The sequence below is a fragment of the Pseudomonas sp. W4I3 genome (genome assembly GCF_030816195.1).
GTDB lineage: Bacteria > Pseudomonadota > Gammaproteobacteria > Pseudomonadales > Pseudomonadaceae > Aquipseudomonas.
Genome location: NZ_JAUSXS010000001.1, coordinates 3,893,085 through 3,911,292 on the forward strand (window position 1 = coordinate 3,893,085; position 18,208 = coordinate 3,911,292).

Annotated in this window: 16 protein-coding genes and 1 pseudogene; 7 read left to right on the top strand and 10 right to left on the bottom strand. The window is 62.6% G+C overall.

Features of this window, described 5'->3' with window-relative positions:
- Positions 1-80: 80 nt before the first annotated feature.
- The gene (locus QF045_RS17695) at positions 81-992 is read right to left on the bottom strand and encodes a LysR substrate-binding domain-containing protein (RefSeq protein WP_306493364.1); all 912 of its coding nucleotides are present in this window, start codon (positions 990-992) and stop codon (positions 81-83) included.
- Positions 993-1,243: 251 nt separating this feature from the next.
- Between QF045_RS17695 and QF045_RS17700 the strand changes: the two genes are divergently transcribed.
- Positions 1,244-2,659 carry a cytosine permease gene (locus tag QF045_RS17700; RefSeq protein WP_306493365.1) on the top strand — a complete coding sequence of 472 codons (1,416 nt, stop codon included), beginning with the start codon at positions 1,244-1,246 and terminating at the stop codon, positions 2,657-2,659.
- A gap of 239 nt (positions 2,660-2,898) precedes the next feature.
- Here the strand turns inward: QF045_RS17700 and QF045_RS17705 are convergent, their stop codons facing one another.
- Complete coding sequence (locus tag QF045_RS17705; protein WP_306494917.1) at positions 2,899-4,098, bottom strand: YgcG family protein; 1,200 nt, start codon at positions 4,096-4,098, stop codon at positions 2,899-2,901.
- 131 nt (positions 4,099-4,229) lie between these two features.
- On the opposite strand from QF045_RS17705, the gene QF045_RS17710 reads away from it, so the two are divergent.
- On the top strand, positions 4,230-5,045 hold the full coding sequence (locus QF045_RS17710; protein WP_306493366.1) for an alpha/beta fold hydrolase: 816 nt from the start codon (positions 4,230-4,232) through the stop codon (positions 5,043-5,045).
- Positions 5,035-6,195, top strand: coding sequence for a PAS domain-containing sensor histidine kinase (locus QF045_RS17715; protein WP_306493367.1), 1,161 nt, complete (start codon positions 5,035-5,037; stop codon positions 6,193-6,195). The genes QF045_RS17710 and QF045_RS17715 overlap by 11 nt, the downstream gene beginning before the upstream one ends.
- Here QF045_RS17715 and dapF read toward each other — a convergent pair.
- Entirely contained in the window at positions 6,155-6,970 is an 816-nt protein-coding gene (gene dapF / locus QF045_RS17720; protein WP_306493368.1) for a diaminopimelate epimerase, read from the bottom strand. The two genes, QF045_RS17715 and dapF, sit on opposite strands and share 41 nt — an antisense overlap.
- Before the next feature lie 64 nt (positions 6,971-7,034).
- Here dapF and QF045_RS17725 point away from each other — a divergent pair.
- Positions 7,035-7,106 (top strand): annotated as a pseudogene (locus QF045_RS17725) (AAA family ATPase); the annotation flags it as partial.
- A gap of 160 nt (positions 7,107-7,266) precedes the next feature.
- Here the strand turns inward: QF045_RS17725 and QF045_RS17730 are convergent.
- Genes QF045_RS17730 through QF045_RS17740 form a run of 3 tightly spaced genes read right to left on the bottom strand, consistent with a single transcriptional unit; the run spans position 7,267 to position 9,530 of the window.
- Positions 7,267-7,683: an SRPBCC family protein gene (locus tag QF045_RS17730; RefSeq protein WP_306493369.1), complete on the bottom strand. Its 417-nt coding sequence runs from the start codon at positions 7,681-7,683 to the stop codon at positions 7,267-7,269.
- Between the two features lie 26 nt (positions 7,684-7,709).
- Positions 7,710-8,507: an SDR family NAD(P)-dependent oxidoreductase gene (locus tag QF045_RS17735; RefSeq protein ID WP_306493370.1), complete on the bottom strand. Its 798-nt coding sequence runs from the start codon at positions 8,505-8,507 to the stop codon at positions 7,710-7,712.
- A gap of 18 nt (positions 8,508-8,525) precedes the next feature.
- Positions 8,526-9,530, bottom strand: a complete 1,005-nt coding sequence (locus QF045_RS17740) for an aldo/keto reductase (RefSeq protein WP_306493371.1) — start codon at positions 9,528-9,530, stop codon at positions 8,526-8,528.
- A gap of 112 nt (positions 9,531-9,642) precedes the next feature.
- Here QF045_RS17740 and QF045_RS17745 point away from each other — a divergent pair, with 112 nt between their 5' ends.
- A complete protein-coding gene (locus tag QF045_RS17745; protein ID WP_306493372.1) occupies positions 9,643-10,539 on the top strand; it encodes a LysR substrate-binding domain-containing protein in 897 nt (298 codons plus the stop codon).
- A gap of 142 nt (positions 10,540-10,681) precedes the next feature.
- Here QF045_RS17745 and QF045_RS17750 read toward each other — a convergent pair whose 3' ends face one another.
- The 3 genes from QF045_RS17750 to QF045_RS17760 are packed head-to-tail and all read right to left on the bottom strand — an operon-like array spanning position 10,682 to position 14,442.
- Positions 10,682-11,974, bottom strand: a complete 1,293-nt coding sequence (locus QF045_RS17750; RefSeq protein WP_306493373.1) for an FAD-binding oxidoreductase — start codon at positions 11,972-11,974, stop codon at positions 10,682-10,684.
- Complete coding sequence (locus QF045_RS17755; protein ID WP_306493374.1) at positions 11,971-13,059, bottom strand: polyamine ABC transporter substrate-binding protein; 1,089 nt, start codon at positions 13,057-13,059, stop codon at positions 11,971-11,973. Before QF045_RS17755 ends, QF045_RS17750 begins: the two co-directional genes overlap by 4 nt.
- Before the next feature lie 24 nt (positions 13,060-13,083).
- Complete coding sequence (locus QF045_RS17760) at positions 13,084-14,442, bottom strand: glutamine synthetase family protein (RefSeq protein ID WP_306493375.1); 1,359 nt, start codon at positions 14,440-14,442, stop codon at positions 13,084-13,086.
- 138 nt (positions 14,443-14,580) lie between these two features.
- On the opposite strand from QF045_RS17760, the gene QF045_RS17765 reads away from it, so the two are divergent.
- Together QF045_RS17765 and QF045_RS17770 are read left to right on the top strand one after the other, a co-directional pair.
- Positions 14,581-15,480: a helix-turn-helix domain-containing protein gene (locus QF045_RS17765; RefSeq protein ID WP_306493376.1), complete on the top strand. Its 900-nt coding sequence runs from the start codon at positions 14,581-14,583 to the stop codon at positions 15,478-15,480.
- A 113-nt stretch (positions 15,481-15,593) separates the two neighbouring features.
- A complete protein-coding gene (locus QF045_RS17770; protein WP_306493377.1) occupies positions 15,594-17,735 on the top strand; it encodes a TonB-dependent siderophore receptor in 2,142 nt (713 codons plus the stop codon).
- Here QF045_RS17770 and QF045_RS17775 read toward each other — a convergent pair whose 3' ends face one another.
- Positions 17,736-18,173, bottom strand: a complete 438-nt coding sequence (locus QF045_RS17775) for a carboxymuconolactone decarboxylase family protein (RefSeq protein WP_306493378.1) — start codon at positions 18,171-18,173, stop codon at positions 17,736-17,738. It abuts the gene before it with no gap.
- Between the last annotated feature and the right edge of the window lie 35 nt (positions 18,174-18,208).

Sequence of the window (18,208 nt, forward strand, 5' to 3'; positions counted from 1 at the left end):
ATTGCGGTGTATCAGTCAACTTATGTATTGGCTGAACCACCGCAATCGGGAGCAAGCCCCCTCCCACATTGGCCCCGTAATCAGGCCAGTAATCGAGCCAGTTCTTCGCGGCAGTAATCCACGAACAGCTGCACCGGCTTGGTCAGCGGTGCGCGCTTGAGCCACACCGCCGACAAGCCGGAGCCGGTGACCGTTTCCGCCAGCGGAATACACACCACTTTCTGCCCGTCATAGGTGTACTCGCTGAACGGCTTGGTCACCAGGATCGAAAAGCCGAACCCGCGCCCCACCATGCCCCGCACCATCTCGATCGAGGGCGAGCTGAACACGATATTCGGCGTCAAGCCACGCTCCTCAAAGATGCTCACGAAGTAGGTCCGGCTCGGCAGCACGTCCAGCAAAATCATCGGTTCCAGCACCAGGTCGGCCAACGACACCCTGGCCTGGCATGCGAAACGGTGGTCCGCCGGCAGCAACGCATACGGCTGCTGCGGCGGCATCAACGGCGTGGTCTCGATGGAGCCGCCCAGGTCGTGCTCGAACAGCATCGCCACATCGATGGTGCCCGCCGTCAGCGCCTGCACCAGCTCTTGCTGCTCGCCGTCGCGAATGCGGATTTCCACCCCTGGCCAGCGCGCCTTGAAGCCGGCGATCAGGCGCGGCAGGTACAGTGGCGCCACGGTTTCAAAGCAGCCGATATCGATTTGCCCGGCCACCACATCATTATCCGCCAAGGCGTTCTGCTCGAACTCGTGGGCTACCCGCAACAGCTCCAGCGCCTTGCGATAAAACCGCGCGCCGCTGGGGGTCAGCGACACGCCCTGGGCGTGGTGGCGGATAAACAGCTGCACCCCAAAACTGTCTTCCAGCTGCTTGATGGCAGTGGAAACCGACGGCTGGGCGATATACAGCTTGCGCGACGCCTCGGCGACGCTGCCGCACTCGGCGGTGGTGACGAAATATCTGAGTTGGCGCAGGTTGTAGGCAGCCATCACGGCCTCCAAAAAACAGGGGCTTTTGCCCCAAACATGTGCAAGAAAGGCCGGCTTTTTTCATCGATTCCAGCCCATGCAACATACCGGAGCAAAAATCGCCGCGAGATACTTTTTTTAAGGTCTATAGCAACAAACTTACTAATTTACCTGCCCGTGTCCATTGCAGATGATCACTCCAACAACAAAGCGCCGCCCTGGCTGCGCACAGCGAAGTACGTCAACGTACTCATCTTGCCTTGGAGCTCGTCATGGTCACCACTGCAACATCCTCCGCCCCGCTCATCGAAAAACACACGATTGGATACGTGCCCCCGGAAGATCGCCATGGAAAGGTAAGAGACCTGTTCACCCTGTGGTTCGGCGGCAACATCGCGCCGTTGCCGATCGTGACGGGCGCATTGGGGGTGCAGTTGTTTCACCTCAACCTGGTGTGGGGCATCGTCGCCATCCTCGTTGGCCACCTGGTCGGCGGCGTGTTGATGGCCCTGCACTCAGCGCAAGGCCCGCAGATGGGCATTCCGCAAATGATCCAGAGCCGCGCGCAGTTTGGCTCCCTCGGCGCGCTGCTGGTGGTGGTGATTGCCGGTGTGATGTACATCGGTTTCTTCGCCTCCAACATCGTGCTGGCCGGTAAATCGCTGCATGGCGTGGTCGATGCGGTACCGGTGCCCGTCGGCATCGTGGTGGGTGCCATCGGTTCCGGCATCATCGGCATCATCGGCTATCGCTTCATCCACGTGCTCAACCGCATCGGCACCTGGGTACTCGGCGCCGGCATCGTGCTGGGCTTCGGCTACATTTTCACCCACGTGCAGACCACCGACTTCCTGACCCGCGGCAGCTTCAATATTTCCGGCTGGCTGGCCACCGTTTCCCTGGCTGCGCTGTGGCAGATCGCCTTTGCGCCGTACGTCTCGGATTACTCGCGCTACCTGCCGGCCGATGTACCTGTCGCCGCCACCTTCTGGACCACCTACCTGGGCTCGGCACTGGGTTCGAGCCTGGCCTTCATCTTCGGCGCCGTCGCCGTGCTCGCCACGCCGGTAGGCATGGACACCATGGACGCCGTCAAGCTCGCCACCGGCGCCATCGGCCCGCTGATGCTGGTGCTGTTCCTGCTCAGCGTGATCAGCCACAACGCCCTCAACCTGTACGGCGCGGTGCTGTCGATCATCACCCTGGTACAAACCTTCGCCTACCGCTGGATCCCCACGGCGAAAAGCCGCGCGGTGATCTCCATCATCGTGCTGGCCGCCTGTTCGATTGCGGCGGTGTTTGCCTCCAAGGACTTTATCGGCCACTTCGTCGACATGGTGCTGGTGTTGCTGGTGGTCCTGGTGCCATGGACGGCGATCAACCTGATCGACTTCTATGCGATCCATAAAGGCCAATACGACATCGCTTCGATCTTTCGCGTGGATGGCGGGATCTACGGCAAGTACAACCCCCAGGCGCTGCTGGCCTACGCGGTGGGCATCGCGGTGCAGATTCCGTTCATGAACACGCCGCTGTACGTGGGGCCGATTTCGGAACACATCAACGGGGCGGATTTGTCCTGGGTGGTGGGGTTGGTGGTGACGTCGCCGCTGTACTTCTGGCTGGCGAGTCGGGACAGTGCGTACAAGCGCCGGATGGACGGAGGGAAATTGGTGGGCGGGGTCTGATACCAGGATGTGGCGGATGTGTTTACCGTGATTGACCTGAAGAAACCCGCTCTGGCGGGTTTCTTGTTTTCAAGAGCCCCAGAGCCGAGCGCTATCAAACTGTGGGAGGGGGCTTGCTCCCGGTGGCGGCAGATCATTCAACACATCAGTGACTGTTCCACCGCTATCGGGAGCAAGCCCCCTCCCACATTGAACCTTCATACATCAGGCAGACCTGACCGCAACCGCAGCGGCGCGTGCTACCAACTCCCCGACGCCCCGCCGCCGCCACTGGAACCCCCGCCACCGGACGAGCTGCTGCTGGAACTGGAGCTGCTGGAGCCCGAACCGGACCCACTATCAGACCCTGACCCCGAACCCTCACCGACCTTGCCGAAAATAAGCAACGCCACAAACGACGCGATAGGAAACGCTAGCAGCCAACCGTTGCGACCATCATCCAGCAGCCACCCGGCCACCCCGTAGACGGCGACCGCCGCCAGCAGCCGCAGGACAAAACCGGTGCGGCTGGTTCTCCAGGTGTGCCTCATGATCAGCAGCAGCACCAGGTACAAACCCAGTACAGCCAACACACCCAGTGGCCACGCCAGCCAATGGGTAAAACTGACGTCCACATACCGGTCTGCCACCACCAACCCGAGGATGTAAGCCAGCAGCCCGATCACGCAGTAGAAGAGCGCGCGTACCTGCCACAAGGCGCCGAACAGGGCGCCGCCAATCAGCAGGGTCAGCGGCATGACGAACAGAAACATCGGCCATTCCCGCCCGCCCGCCAGCAGCGTCAGCAACAGCGTAGCCGCCACCACGACGATAACTGCCTTGCGCCAGTGCAACTTGCCGGCAGCGAGCAACACGCCGCCGAGCCCGCCGAGGACAAACGCCGCCAGCAACGCGAAAAATTGCGGATTGATTCCCGGCCCGGCCACCTGGGGCAGGTCGCCGCCGTCCACCAGTACGGTCAGTGCGTCGACCCCTTGTTGAACCCCACCGGCGAAGTCGCCCTGACGAAACGCCGGCGTGATGCGTTCTTCAATGATGCGATGGGCCAGCAGGTCGGTGACCGTGCCTTCCAGGCCGTAACCCACCTCGATGCGCACGGTGTGATCGTTCTTGGCCACCACCAGCAGGATGCCGTCGTCGACGTCCTTGCGCCCCAGCTTCCAGGCGCGGAACAGTTGGTTGGCATAGTCTTCGATGCTGACGTCGCCCGTGCTGGGCACCAGCAATACGGCAACCTGGGCGCCTTTGCGCTGTTCAAGGTCGGCCAGTTGCTGCTTGAGGCGCGAGGTGGTGTTTGAATCGAGGGTGTTGGTCAGGTCGATGACCCGTTGGTCAAGTGCAACGCCGATGGGCGACGTGTCGGCCTGGGCGATGCTCAACAGACTGGCAAACAGCAGCGCCAGCAAGCTCAAGACGGATTGGCGTAGAATCACCATGATGTATTGTTACCTGAAGTTTCTTCCTGAAGGCGCCGACTCTACCTTATCTATGCGCAAACGCGTGACCCAGGGCCGGCGACTGTCTAAACTGCCGCTACGTCGCATAGCAATAAGCCATCTACGAGAACGCCATGGATCTACGTCACCGCAATAACGTCAGTGTGATGGGCAACGGCTCCTCTACCCTGGTGTTTTCCCATGGCTTTGGCTGCAACCAGGCGATGTGGAACTACCTGGCGCCGCACTTTCTCGAGCGTTTTCGCGTGGTGCTGTATGACCTGGTGGGCGCCGGCCTCTCGGACCTTGGCGCCTACGACAAAGCCAAGTACAGCACGCTGGAAGGCTATGCCCACGACCTCAACGAGCTGATCGACGCCTACGCCGAAGGCCCGGTGATTCTGGTGGGGCACTCGGTCAGCGCAATGATCGGCGCCCTTGCCGACCGCTTCGCGCCTGGGCGGGTCGCGGCGCACGTGATGATTGGCCCTTCGCCGCGCTATATCGACACCCAGAGCTATGTCGGCGGCTTCAAGCGCGACGACATCGAAGACCTGCTCGACACCCTCGACAGCAACTACCTCGGCTGGTCCAGCAGCATGGCCCCGGTGATCATGGGCGCTCCAGGGCAACCAGAACTGAGCAGCGAACTGACGGAAAGCTTCTGCCGCACCGAACCCGACATTGCCAGGCAATTTGCCCGGGTGACCTTTCTCTCGGACAACCGCGCCGACGTGATCGGCCTGACCACCCCCGTACTGATCCTGCAGTCGAGCGACGACTTGATCGCCCCCGTGGCCGTCGGCGAATACCTGCATACCGTGCTGCCCAACAGCAGTTATCAGTTAGTGGATAACATCGGCCATTGTCCACACATGAGTGCGCCGCAGGCATGTGCGGCGGCGATGGATCGGTTCCTGGCGCCATGGACCGCTGTCGATGCCGGCTGAGTCGCTGTTCGACAACGCCGCCTGCGCCCTGGCGGTGACCCGTGAAGACGGTACGATCGTGCACACCAACCAGCGCTTGAGCGACTGGCTCGGGCTCAGCGCAGTCGAGCTACACGGGCAACGCTTTCAAGACCTGCTGACCATGGGCGGGCGGATTTTTTACCAGACCCATCTGGCGCCCATGCTGCGCATGCATGGCAGCGTCACTGAGGTGAAGCTCGACATCCGCCATCGTGACGGGCACAAAGTCACCGTGCTGCTCAACGCCAATCAGCGTCAGCTGGCCGATGGCGTGGTGTACGACCTGGCGCTGTTCGGCACCACCGACCGCGACAAGTACGAGCGCGAACTGCTCAACGCACGCAAGCTGGCCGAAGCGCTGCTACAGGAAAAAACCGCCACCGAACGGGCGCTGCATCAGGCCCAGGCCGAACTGAGCGAGGCCTACGCCATTGCCCAGCAACGCGCGTTGTTCGCCGAACAGATGGTGGCGATTGTCAGCCACGACTTGAAAAACCCGCTGACCGCGATCCGCATGGCGTCGGACTTCCTTCGACGCGGCGAGCACACGCCCAAGGAGCATCAGTTGCTCGGGCATATCGGCCAATCATCCGAGCGCGCCCATCGCATGATCGCCGACCTGCTGGACTTCACCCAGGCCCGGGTCGGCCAGGGCATCACCATCAGAGCCCAGCCAGTGGACTTGCACAGTGTGATTGATCGCGCCGTGGACGAACTGCGGGTGGCCTTCCCGAGGGCCACGCTGGTGCATCACGCCCAGGGCCATGGCGACGCTTGCCTGGATGCCGACCGGGTGCAACAGATCATCGGCAATCTGGTTGCCAACAGCGTGGCCTATGGCGACCTGCAGCAGCCGATTACCATTGCGTCACGCCTGGGCAACGACGGCAGTGAAATCTCGGTACACAACTACGGCGCGGCGATTCCCGAGGCATTGCTGGCCGGGCTGTTCGAACCCATGACCCGCGGCGCCCATCAGGGCAGCGATGTCCGCAGCGTGGGCCTGGGCCTGTATATCGTGCGCGAACTGGCCAGGGTGCACGGCGGCGATGTGGCCGTGAACTCCTGCGCAACGCAGGGCACCACCTTCAGCGTGAAGTTCCAGGCAGGTACGCCGCGCCCTGCATGATCGGCTCCACGCTGCCCGTCAGTACCACCCCGCCCTGCCCGTCCCACTGCACCGTCAGCGTGCCGCCGTCGCACTCGACCTCCACCTTGTCATCCAGCAACCCGCGTCGCACACCATTGACCACTGCCGCGCAGCAACACGAGCCGGAGCCCAACGGCACGCCACCGCCACGCTCCCAGATCCGCAGGCGGATACGGTTACGCTCGAGCACTTGCACAAAATGCACATTGGTCCTGGCTGGGAACAGCGGGTGATACTCCAGGGCTGGCCCCATGGCTTGGACGTCGACCGCGGCGATGTCTTCGACAAAAAACGTACAGTGCGGATTGCCCATGCCACAGGCGGCCGGCGCGCCATCGATGGGCAGCGCGCGGGTGTCCACCGCTCGGGCCAGCGGCACCGCCTCCCAGTCCAGCGAAGGTTCGCCCATGTCCACCGACACCCGCTGCCCACCGACGCGCACGCAGGTGAGCAAGCCGCGGTCGGTACGCAGCAGCACCGCCTGGGTGCCGGCCTCGTGCATCAGGCGGTCGGCCACCCCTCGTGTCGCGCTGCCACAGGTTTGCAGCGGCGTGCCATCGGGGTTCCAGAACTGAATGCGGGCGGCGGCGTCGTCACAGTCGAGGACCACCGCCAGTTGATTGAAACCGATACCGGTGTGTCGATCGCCCAGGCGCCGGGCGATCTGCGGCGTGATCGGGTTATCCTGGCCACGGCGATCGATGATGATGAAGTCGTCGCCGTGGGCGTGCATCTTCACGAAGGGCAAGGTCATGGACGGTCCTTAAGTCGAACGAAACAGCCCTACTCTAACACCCGTGGAAGTGAGGAGACGGACCATGCTTATCGTATTCAGCGGCCTGCCCGGCACGGGCAAGACCACGATCGCCAGGGAGCTGGCGCGGCAGATGGCACCATCAAGACAAACGCAAATCTCACCAGCAACGCCGCTCAAATGTGGGAGTTGTCGAGCCCCAGCGAGGCTGCGATGGCGGCGGCACAGTCAACATTTAGTTGCCTGAACCACCGCTTTCGCAGCCTCGCTGGGGCTCGACAGCTCCCACAGAGGCGTCAGCCAGGAAAATTGGCGCGCAACGCCGCAAGGCCATCGCTGTACACGCCGGTAAACAGCGTCTCCACCGCTGCATCCGTGGTGCCTTCCGCCGGGGTGAACACCCCGGACCAGGTCACTTTGGCCGACGCATCGGTCAACGCCTCAACCTGCAGGGTCGCCAGATAAGCACTCACCGGAAACGGCGACTGTTCAATCGTGTAGCTGTAGGTGCGCGCCACGTTGTCGAAGGTCTGCAACCGCTCGACGATCTGGCCGCCATCGGCGGTGTGCAGGTGCCGCACGCGGCCACCGTCGCCTGGCTCGCTTTGGGCGATAAAGGGCAGCCAGTCAGGCAGGCTGTTGAAGCCGCCGATCAGTTTCCAGACCTGGTCAGCCGACGCAGGGATTTCAATCACAGAAGACGCTGTTGCCACAATTAATACTCCAGATCATTGAAAAATCAGATCGCCATGCTGTCGACCACACCACCGTCGACCCGCAGCGCGGCGCCCGTGGTGGCGGATGACAGCGGTGAAGCAATGTACGCCACCAGGTTGGCCACTTCATCCACATTCGCCGCGCGCTGGATGATCGATGTCGGCCGCGCCTTGCGCACGAACACATCGGCCTCGTCCCGCGCGCTGCGCCCGGATTGTTGCGTGGCGTCCTTGAGCATGTGCTCAAGGCCATCGGTAAACGTCGGCCCCGGCAGGATCGCGTTGACCGTCACACCGGTACCCGCCAGGCGCTTGGCCAGGCCATGGGACACCGCCAGATTGGCGCTTTTGGTCACGCCGTAGTTGATCATGTCCGCCGGCGTCGCCACGCCGGATTCCGACGACACAAAGATCACCCGCCCCCAACCCTGCTCGACCATGCCCGGCACGTAATGCCGCGACAGGCGCACGCCGGAGATCACGTTGACCTCATAGAAACGCGTCCATTCACTGTCCGGCGCCTCGAAGAAATCCACATCATTGAAGATGCCCAGGTTGTTGACCAGGATGTCGGCGCGGGGTTCGGCGGCGAACAGTTTTTCGGCGCCTTCGGCCGTGCCCAGGTCGGCCACCAACCCGCGCAGGTCGGCGCCTGGCACCGTCTGGCGAATGCTGGCCAGGGCCGCGTCGACTTTGCCGCTGTCACGCCCGATCACCACCACGGTGGCGCCCGACTGCGCCAGGGCCTGGCTGATGCCCAGACCGATCCCGGCCGTGCTGCCGCTGACGATGGCTACTTTGCCGCTCACATCGATTTTCATGTTTCTGAACTCCTAAGGTTAAAGCGGCAGAGGTGCGCGCAGCGAAATCAATTGCGCATCGCGCAACGCCTGCCAGAAGGTTGCTGGAATCTGCTCTGACAACGCCGCCACGTCTTCGGCAATACGCCCCGGACGACTGGCGCCAGGAATCACCGCCGCCACGGCTGGGTGTGCCAGGGAGAACTGTAGCGCAGCCGCCTTGACGCTCACGCCAAACGCCTGGGCAATCGCCTTGATCTGCTCGACCTTGCGGATGATCGCCGGGCTGGCCTGCTGGTATTCAAAGTGCGCACCGCCCGCAAGAATGCCCGAGCTGTAGGGGCCGCCGACCACGATCTCGACGTGCTGCGCGAGGGCCGCGTCCATCAGGCGCTGCAAAGCACGGTCGTGATCCAGCAGCGTGTAGCGGCCGGCCAGCAGAAAGCCGTCGGGCTGGGCTTCGGCCAGGTCCAGCGTCAATTCGCAGGGTTCGACGCGGTTCACCCCCAGGCCCCAGGCCTTGATCACGCCTTCCTCGCGCAAACGTGTCAGCACCTTGAAAGCACCGGTACGCGCCTGGTTGAAGTATTCCAGCCACTGGTCGCCGTAGAAATCCTGGGCAATGTCGTGCACCCACACGATGTCCAGACGGTCGGTTTGCAGGCGCTCAAGGCTGTCTTCGATCGAGCGCAAGGTGGCATCGGCGCTGTAATCATTGAGCATCTTGTTCGGGCGCCCGTGCTCGAACACACCGCTTTTCTCGCCCAGGTCACGGGCACTGTCTTGGACTTCGTCGAGAATCACCCGGCCGACCTTGGTGCTGAGCACATAGTCGTCGCGGTTGTAGCGGGACAAGGCGTGGCCCAGGCGGATTTCCGACAACCCCGACCCGTAGAACGGTGCGGTATCAAAATAACGTACGCCATTATTCCAGGCAGCTTCGACGGTGGCCTGGGCTTCGTCTTCAGGGATGGCGCGGAACATATTGCCCAGCGGTGCGGTGCCAAAGCCCAATACGCCGGGCAATTTGTCTTTCAAGCTCATGGTGGTTCCTCAATCGGTTGTGGGTCGCAATGACCGTTGAGCAGATCCTAGATTGCCTAGATCGGACCGTCCAAGACATACTGCGACCAACTTGAGTCCCGATAGGTCTTACATGATTGATCTACGCCAACTGCGCTATTTCGAAGTGGTCGCCGAAGAGCAACACGTCGGCCGCGCCGCCGAGCGCCTGCACATCTCCCAGTCACCGTTGAGCCGGCAGATCGCCCAACTTGAAGAGCGCCTGGGCCTGACGCTGTTCGAACGCAGCCAACAACGCATCCGCCTGACCCGCGACGGCCAGACTTTTCTCGCCGAAACCAGGGCGCTGCTGACCCACGCCAGCCGCCTGGAATCCCTGGGCAAGCGCCTGGGTCGGGGTGAAGAAGGCGGTTTATGCATCGGTTATATCGAGAACGCCATGCACGCCGGTGTGCTGCCCAACGCCTTGCGCGTGTTGCGCGATGACCGGCCCAACGTGCATATCAAGCTGTATAACCTGCCCTCCCTCGAACAGTTGGAAGGCCTGCGCCAACGCAGCCTGGACGTGGCCCTTGTGGGCGAACCGCCATCACCCGACGACCCGGACCTGACCGCCCAACAGGTGCTGGATGACCCGATGTTGCTGGCCTTGCCCGAGCATCATCCACTGACCCAACAGCGCGCGTTATTGCCCGAGCACCTGGCCGAACAACAATGGATCGGCGTGCAGCGCAAACCCGGCGCCAACCCGGCTGATGACTTTGTCGCCGCGTGCATCCGGGCCGGCTTCACCCCACAGATCCCCATGGAAGCCAGCGAACCCTTCACCGCCCTGGGCCTGGTGGCCTCCGGCCTGGGCGTGGCAATGGTGCAAAAAGGCCTGAGCCGCAACGCACCACCGGGCGTGGTACTGCGCGAACTGCCCTGGCTGAGCTACACCACCCCGCTATGGGCGGCCTGGCACCGGATCAACCTGCGGCCGTTGGTGGAGACGTTTCGTAAAGTGCTGACTGAACCTGCAACTCTCTAACTGATGCTCTGCAGTTCAAATGTGGGAGGGGGCTTGCCCCCGATAGCGGTGGGTCAGTCACACATGCATTCACTGACACCCCCTCATCGGGGGCAAGCCCCCTCCCACATTTGGATCACTGCCACAGGCAGAACCCGTGTAATCAGAGCATCTCTCGCAACCGATACCACAACATCCCCAACGCCAGCAGCGGCGAGCGCAACGCCTTGCCGCCTGGAAAGGTCATGTGCGGCACCTGGCTGAACACGTCCAGGCCCTGGCTGACACCGGTGTGAATGCCCTCGGCCAGCAACCGCGCGCACCAGTGGGTCACGTTCAGGCCATGGCCGGAATAGCCCTGGGCGTAGAACACATTGGGGTGCTGCCTGAGCCGCCCGACCTGGGGGAAACGGTTGGCGGTAATGCCGATCTTGCCGCCCCACTGGAATTCGATCCGGGTGTTGGCCAACTGGGGAAATACCTTGAGCATCTTCGGCCGCATATACGCGGCGATGTCCTGGGGATCGCGCCCCGAGTAATGGCAGGCGCCGCCGAACAGCAGGCGGCGGTCGGCGGTCAGCCGGTAGTAGTCCAGCCCGACTTTCTGGTCGCACAGCGCCAGGTTTTGTGGGATCAACTGATGGGCCATCGCCGCCGATAACGGTTCGGTGGTGATGATGTAGCTGCCCGCCGGCAGCACCTTACCGCTCAGGCGTGGTTCCAGGTCTTCCAGATGCGCATTGCACGCCAGCACCAGGCTGCCCGCACGCACCGTGCCGCCGGCGCATCGCACCTGCACGGTGTCGCCGTGGATCAACTCCAGCACCTGGGTCTGTTCGAAGATGCGCACCCCGAGGGACTCGGCCACTCGCGCCTCGCCCAGCACCAAGTTGAGCGGATGCAGGTGCCCGGACCCCATGTCGATCAAGCCTCCGGCGTACACCGTCGAGTCCACCACCTGCGCCATCTCCTGCCGGCCGACAAGCCGGGTTTCGTGGGCGTATCCCAGCGCCGCCAGGTGCTCCTGCTCGCCCTTGAAGGCATTGAATTGCGCCGGGGTATTGGCCAGTTCGCAAAAACCCCAGCGCAGGTCGCAGTCGATGCCGTGCGCGCGAATGCGTTCGCCCACCAGTGCCACTGAGTCGATGCCGGCGCGTTCCAGATAACGCACGCCCTCCTCGCCCACATGCTTGGCAAACCCCGACACATCATGGCCGATGCCGCGAATCAACTGCCCGCCGTTGCGCCCACTGGCGCCCCAGCCAATGCGGCGCGCTTCGAGCAGGATCACCGAGAGCCCACGCTGGGCCAGTTCGATGGCGGTGTTGACCCCGGTAAAACCGCCGCCGATCACACACACGTCGGCGCTCAGGTCAGCATCCAGCGCCGCCCGCTCCGGCATCGCGTGGGCCGATGCGCGGTAATAGGACGGGGCGTGGTCGTTGGGCTGCATCATCGGTTGGACTTCACTTTGCTCCAGGCACGGGTCATCACGCGCATGGTCGCCGGGGTGGGCGTGGTGGAAATGTAGAGTTTGTCGAGCACGGCCTGGGGCGGGTACACCTCGGGGTCGTTCACCAGTTCCGGCGCCATGAACGGCTTGGCCGCCGGGTTGGCGTTGGCGTAACCCACCGAGGCGCTGACCTTGGCGATCACCTCGGGCTCGAGCAGGTAGTTGATGAAGGCGTGGGCTTGTTTGGGGTTGCTCGCGTCGGCCGGGATCGCCAGCAGGTCGAACCACAGGTTGGAGCCTTCCTTGGGAATCGAATAGGCGATGTTCACGCCGTTCTTGGCTTCCTTGGCGCGGTTGGCCGCCTGGAACACATCGCCGGAATAACCGAACGCCACGCAGATATTGCCGTTGGCCAGGTCCGAAATGTACTTGGAGGAATGGAAGTAGGTGATGTACGGCCGCAGCGTCAGCAGCTTGGCCTCGGCGAGTTTGTAGTCTGCGGCGTTCTCGCTGCGCGGGTCTTTGCCCAGGTAGTTGAGCACCGCCGGAAACAACTCATCCGCCGAGTCGAGGAAGGCCACGCCACACTCGTGCAGCTTCTTGAGGTTGTCCGGCTCGAACAGCACGGCCCAGGAATCGATGCGGTCGATGCCCAGCACTTGCTTGACCTTGTCGACGTTGTAGCCGATGCCATTGGTGCCCCACAGGTACGGCACCGAGTGCGCGTTGGCCGGGTCGTTCTGCTCGAGCAATTTGAGCAGCCTCGGGTCGAGGTTCTTGAAATTGGGCAACTGTGCACGGTCGAGCGTGAGGAACGCGCCGGCTTTCACCTGGCGCGCCAGGAAGTGGTTGGACGGCACCACCACGTCATAGCCGGTACGCCCCGCGAGCAACTTGCCTTCCAGGGTTTCGTTGGAGTCGAACACGTCGTAGACCACCTTGATGCCCGTGCTGGCCTGGAAATCCGCCAGGGTGGTCTCGCCGATATAGTCGGTCCAGTTGTAGACGCTGACCGTTGGTGCAGCCTGGCCGGCACTGCTGAACGCCGCCAGCAGGGCCAGCGGGAGAAGCTTGTTCACAACACGCATATCCACACCTCTTTACGATGGTTGTCAGACACTCAACAGCAGGAATTCGCGCTCCCAGGAACTGATCACGCGCTTGAAGTTTTCGTGTTCGGCACGTTTGACCGCCACGTAGCCGCGCACGAACTTGTCGCCCAGGTACTGCTTGACCGTGGCACAGTCCTCCATGCGTGCCAGCGCGTCTTCGAGGGTGAACGGCAGGCGCAAATTACGACGCTCATAAGCACGCCCTTCCACCGGCGCGCTGGGTTCGATCTGCTCGATCATGCCCAGGTAGCCGCACAACAGGCTCGCGGCAATTGCCAGGTACGGGTTGGCATCGGCCCCCGGCAGGCGGTTTTCCACGCGCATCGCGTCGGGGCTGGAGGTGGGCACACGCAGGCCGACGGTGCGGTTTTCTTCGCCCCACTCGACGTTGACCGGTGCGGAGGTGTCCGGCAGAAAGCGCCGGAACGAATTCACGTTGGGCGCGAACATCGGCAGTAGTTTGGGAATGTATTTCTGCAGGCCACCGATGTGATGCAAAAACAACTGGCTCATCTTGCCGTCGGCGTCGACGAACACCGGTTTGCCGGTGGCGATATCGACCACGCTCTGGTGTAGGTGCATGGCGCTGCCAGGTTCGTCGGCCACCGGTTTGGCCATGAAGGTGGCGGCCACGTTGTGCTTGAGCGCGGCTTCGCGCAGGGTGCGCTTGAACACGGTGATCTGGTCGGCCAGGTCCAGTGCGTCGCCGTGACGGAAGTTGATTTCCATCTGCGCCGGGCCGTCTTCGTGGATCAGCGTATCGAGGTCCAGGCCCTGGGCTTCGCACCAGTCGTAGACATCTTCGAACAGCGGGTCGAATTCGTTGGCGGCGTCGATGGAGAACGACTGGCGCCCGGTTTCGGCGCGGCCGGAGCGGCCAATCGGGGTTTTCAGCGGCAGGTCCGGGTCTTCGCAGCGCTGGGTCAGGTAGAACTCCATTTCCGGCGCGACAATCGGCTGCCAGCCTTGCTCGGTATAGAGCTGCAGGACTTTTTTCAGCACGTTGCGCGGCGACAGTTCGATCGGGTTGCCCTGCTTGTCGAAGGTGTCGTGGATCACGATGGCGGTGGGTTCGATGGCCCACGGCACCACGTACGTGGCGTTGGCCACCGGGCGGCAGATCATGTCGATATCGGCCGGGTCAAGCAGGTCGTAGTAGATCTCGTCGTCGACAAAGTCCCCGGTCACCGTTTGCAGCAGCACACTTTCCGGCAGGCGCATGCCTCGCTCATGCAGGAACTTGTTGGTGGGCGCAATCTTGCCGCGTGCGATGCCAGTCAAGTCACTGATCACGCACTCGACTTCGGTGATCTTGTGTTCTTTCAGCCACATTGAAAGCTGATCGAAGGGGGCGTTCATAAGGACCTCGTCTTGGGTGGGATGCCGCACAGGCTTGTACTGGCGGCGCATTGAGGTCTATCTTGGGCCCGCCTTCAAACGGCATCTATCCACTTTGCACGCCACACAACGCACCAATAGAGTGCGCACGGACCACCCATGACACAGGCAACCGCTTTGCGCGTACAGGCCTTCGCCACCGGCGATGTGGCCGCTCAATGCCAGGCGACACCCGGTTGGGTGCAGCAGTACCAGCAGATGTCTCCCGGGCATTTTGCCGGATGCGTGCGCTACCTCGACCTGCAAGGCGTGCAGGTGTACGAAGAGAGCATGAACACCCGCGTCGAGCAGCATTTCAACGCCCCGCCCGGCTCGCTGGCGTTCTGTTTCGACGGCAGCGACAACGCGCTGTACCTGCTCAATGGCGAAAGCCGCAATACCTGGATCACCCCGGAAAACTACCGTGAGACCGCGGTGGTGTTCGGCCCGCAGTTCGTGCAGCGCCACGGGCTGGACATGGCCAGGCTTGAAGGCCTGTTCATGGCGCCACTGACGTGCCAGCAGAACGCGCTGTTTGCCCGGTGGCTGAGTGGCACGCTCACGCGCTTGTCCGCCGTGATCGAACCGGCCAGCCGCGACGCCCTCACCCAGCAATTGCTCGACGACTGCCTGTTCATCCTCGATAACGCCTGCGTGTGCCTGGACCGCAGTTCGCTGCAAAAACGTGGCGCCGAGCGCCTGTTGATGGCCCGCATCGGCGAATGGGCGGCGGATGCACCGGACGAAACCGTCAACCTGTTGGAGCTGGCGCAGATCGCTGGCGTGCCGTTGCGCCAATTGCAGCAAGGGTTCAAAACCTACACCGGCCTGAGCCCGGCGCAGTGGTTGCGCCTGCGCCGATTGAATGGCGCGCGGCGGGAGTTGTTGGCGTGCGCCGACACTACCGTGGCCGAGGTGGCGATGAATTGGTCGTTCTGGCACCTGGGGCGGTTTTCCAACAGCTACCGCGCCCTGTTCAAAGAGCTGCCCAGCGAAACCCTGCTGAAAAAACGCGGTTAACACTGTGGGAGGGGGCAAGCCTCTTTCCCACATTGAATCGAGCACACCTTGTAAAACTCGGCACTTGCCCCTAGCTTATGCGCCCCCCGCCCAGCGCTTTAAGGCCTTGCCCCATGGTTTTGCGTTTTCGTCCCGTCGTCACTTCACGTTTCGCCCTCAGCCTGTTGCTCAGCGGCGGGATCGGCAACAGCCTGGCGGCGCAGATCGAACTGCCGACGGTCAACGTCCAGGGCCAGGATGAGTCCGGCTATCACACCGAAACCGCTTCGGTCGGTGGCTTCGATGAAGCGCCCCTGCTCGATACGCCCGCCTCGATCAGCGTGATCAACGCCGCGCTGATCAAGGACCAGCAAGCACGCCTGCTCAGTGAGGTGCTGCGCAATGACGCCTCAGTCGGCGACAGCTACGCGCCCATCGGCTACTACGAAAACTTTGTGGTGCGCGGCTTTTCGCTGAATGCGGCGAGCAGCTACAAGATCAACGGGCGCACCATCACTGGCGAGCAGAACGTCGCCCTGGAAAACAAGCAACAGGTGGAAGTGCTAAAGGGCCTGGCCGGCTTGCAAAGCGGCATCGCCGAGCCCAGCGGCGTGATCAACTACGTGACCAAGCGCCCCGAGGACGTGCGCTCGGTGACGGTGTCCACCGATGATCGCGGCAGCGGCTATGTCGCCACCGATATCGGCGGCTGGTTCGGCAGTGAGCAGCAGTTCGGCCTGCGCGCCAACGTCGCCCACGAAGACCTCAATTCCTATGTGGAACACGCCAACGGCCAGCGCGATTTTGTGTCCCTGGCCTTCGACTGGAACATCAGCCCCGACGCTGTACTGCGACTGGACGCCGAATACCAGAACAAACAGCAGCGTTCGGTGCCGGGTTATCAACTGCTCGGCGGTACCGAGGTCCCCCACGACGCCTCGCCGAAAAAGCTGCTCGGCCATCAGACCGGCTCGCGGCAAGTGGGCATCGATTCACTCAACCTCAACGGCACGTTCGAATACCGTTTCAGCGAGCAGTGGAAAGGCAGTGTCAGCGCTGCGCGCAGCAAGGTGGTGATCGATGACTACAGCGCGTTTGCCTGGGGTGGCGATACCAATGGCGTGGGCAATTACTTCACGCCGGAGGGCGACTACGGCATCTACGACTACCGCAGCCCCGACGACACTCGCCGTGACGATGAAATCCAGGCCGCAATGACCGGCCTGTTCGACACCGCAGGTCTAGGCCATGAACTGACCTTTGGCACCAGCGCGTTTCGCCGGGTGGTCGACAAGCGTGATTCGGTCAACGAGTACATCGGCAGCGGCAACATCCATCAGGACGCACCGAGTTTCACGCCCACCGACAAGCCGCTCAACGATAGCCATCGCAACCTCGACAGTCGCCAATACGGCGTGTTTGTCACCGACCGCATTCGTTTCAACGAGCAATGGCAAACCCTCCTCGGCGGGCGCGAAGTGCGCCTGGATGAAAAGGCCTACGACAAAGACGGCACCGAGGCGCGCCACACCCAACAGTATGTATTCCTGCCCCAGGCGTCGTTGATCTATAAACCGGTGGACAATGTCTCGCTGTACACCAGCTACAGCAAAGGCTTGTCCCTGGGCGGTACGGCACCGTGGTTTGCCAGCAACAGCAGCGAAACTTTGGCACCCACCACCTCACGGCAAATCGAAGCCGGGGTGAAATACGACTGGCGGCGCATCAGCTTCGCCGCCGCGGTGTTCCAGACGCGTCAGGCCTATCAGTACGCGAAGCCCGAAGACGGTGGCTTCAACTACGTGCAACAGGGCCAGCAGAAAAACACCGGGGTCGAACTGTCGGCCAACGGCTGGGCCACCGAGCGCCTGCAGATCGCCACCAGCGTGGCAGCCATTCGGGCACGGGTGACGGGCAGCGGCACGCCGGACTACGAGGGCCATCAGGCGATCAACGTGCCCAAGCTACGCGCCAGCGTGTACGCCGACTATGCGTTGCCGTGGGTCAATGGCCTGGCGGTGCTCGGCGGCGTGCAATACAGCGCCAAGAAGTACGCCAACCGCAGCGGGAATGTGGAGGTGGGCGATTATGCGGTGGTCAACGTCGGCAGCCGCTACACCACCAAGGTCGATGGCTATGAAACGGTGTTCCGCCTGAGCGTCGACAACCTGTTCGACAAGCGCTACTGGCGCGACGCGGGCGAATACATGGGTGACGACTACCTGTTCCAGGGCGCACCGCTGACGGCGCGCCTGAGTGCGTCAGTGAATTTCTGATTATTTAGGCATCTTGCGAAAGCCCACCGCGAGGCGGTTCCAGCTGTTGATGGTGGCGATCGCCACGCTCAGGTCGACCTGTTCCTGTGGGCTGAATTCGGCGGCCAGTGTGTTGAAGTCTTCGTCCGGGGCGTGGGTGTGGCTGAGCAGGGTCAGGCTTTCGGCCCAGGCCAAGGCAGCGCGTTCACGCGGGGTGAAAAACGGCGTTTCACGCCAGGCCGACACGGTGTACAGGCGGCGCTCGGTTTCACCACCCTTGCGTGCGTCGGCGGTGTGCATGTCGAGGCAGAATGCGCAGCCGTTGATCTGCGAGACGCGCAGGCGCACCAGTTCCAGCAGCGGCAATTCGATGGACAGCTTGCCGACCGCTGCCTCCAGGGCAAGCATCGCCTTCATGGCGTCTGGGGAAGCGGTGTAGAAATCGGTACGGGTTTGCATGGTGATACTCCAGAACGGTGGGATTGGTGAGCAGG

What these genes read in the sequence shown, in the direction of transcription:
- QF045_RS17695 (WP_306493364.1), bottom strand. Translation starts at nt 992, where the DNA reads ATGGCTGCCTACAACCTGCGCCAACTCAGATATTTCGTCACCACCGCC.
- QF045_RS17700 (WP_306493365.1), top strand. Translation starts at nt 1,244, where the DNA reads ATGGTCACCACTGCAACATCCTCCGCCCCGCTCATCGAAAAACACACG.
- QF045_RS17710 (WP_306493366.1), top strand. Translation starts at nt 4,230, where the DNA reads ATGGATCTACGTCACCGCAATAACGTCAGTGTGATGGGCAACGGCTCC.
- QF045_RS17715 (WP_306493367.1), top strand. Translation starts at nt 5,035, where the DNA reads ATGCCGGCTGAGTCGCTGTTCGACAACGCCGCCTGCGCCCTGGCGGTG.
- dapF (WP_306493368.1), bottom strand. Translation starts at nt 6,970, where the DNA reads ATGACCTTGCCCTTCGTGAAGATGCACGCCCACGGCGACGACTTCATC.
- QF045_RS17735 (WP_306493370.1), bottom strand. Translation starts at nt 8,507, where the DNA reads ATGAAAATCGATGTGAGCGGCAAAGTAGCCATCGTCAGCGGCAGCACG.
- QF045_RS17740 (WP_306493371.1), bottom strand. Translation starts at nt 9,530, where the DNA reads ATGAGCTTGAAAGACAAATTGCCCGGCGTATTGGGCTTTGGCACCGCA.
- QF045_RS17745 (WP_306493372.1), top strand. Translation starts at nt 9,643, where the DNA reads ATGATTGATCTACGCCAACTGCGCTATTTCGAAGTGGTCGCCGAAGAG.
- QF045_RS17750 (WP_306493373.1), bottom strand. Translation starts at nt 11,974, where the DNA reads ATGATGCAGCCCAACGACCACGCCCCGTCCTATTACCGCGCATCGGCC.
- QF045_RS17755 (WP_306493374.1), bottom strand. Translation starts at nt 13,059, where the DNA reads ATGCGTGTTGTGAACAAGCTTCTCCCGCTGGCCCTGCTGGCGGCGTTC.
- QF045_RS17760 (WP_306493375.1), bottom strand. Translation starts at nt 14,442, where the DNA reads ATGAACGCCCCCTTCGATCAGCTTTCAATGTGGCTGAAAGAACACAAG.
- QF045_RS17765 (WP_306493376.1), top strand. Translation starts at nt 14,581, where the DNA reads ATGACACAGGCAACCGCTTTGCGCGTACAGGCCTTCGCCACCGGCGAT.
- QF045_RS17770 (WP_306493377.1), top strand. Translation starts at nt 15,594, where the DNA reads ATGGTTTTGCGTTTTCGTCCCGTCGTCACTTCACGTTTCGCCCTCAGC.
- QF045_RS17775 (WP_306493378.1), bottom strand. Translation starts at nt 18,173, where the DNA reads ATGCAAACCCGTACCGATTTCTACACCGCTTCCCCAGACGCCATGAAG.